Genomic DNA, 356 nt, shown 5'->3' on the forward strand with positions numbered 1-356 from the left:
GGCCGGGCGAACAGATGCGCGGTTGTAGCTCAGTTGGTTAGAGTACCGGCCTGTCACGCCGGGGGTCGCGGGTTCGAGCCCCGTCAACCGCGCCACTGCTTTTCCTTTACTGATAATCGCGACTTGTCCTTTGCGCCGGGGCCTTTTTGGCGATGTGTGACTGCGTTGCCGTCTGCCCCTTGCCCGATGCCCACAAAAGTTTCTCTGCCTGCGTGATTTTCCGTTGACGGCCCCGCAAAGCCGGATTATGCCGCCCCTCACGCGCGGTTGTAGCTCAGTTGGTTAGAGTACCGGCCTGTCACGCCGGGGGTCGCGGGTTCGAGCCCCGTCAACCGCGCCATTTCTCCAATTCATCC

Annotated in this window: 2 tRNA genes; both read left to right on the forward strand. The window is 61.8% G+C overall.

What is annotated here, in order from left to right:
- The first annotated feature begins 18 nt into the window (after positions 1-18).
- A tRNA-Asp gene (locus tag ACFWW4_RS22745) sits at positions 19-95 on the forward strand.
- A 168-nt stretch (positions 96-263) separates the two neighbouring features.
- Positions 264-340 (forward strand) — tRNA-Asp (locus tag ACFWW4_RS22750).
- Positions 341-356: the final 16 nt, after the last annotated feature.

It is taken from the genome of Yoonia sp. SDW83-1, from assembly GCF_046762885.1.
Classification (GTDB): Bacteria; Pseudomonadota; Alphaproteobacteria; order Rhodobacterales; family Rhodobacteraceae; genus Yoonia.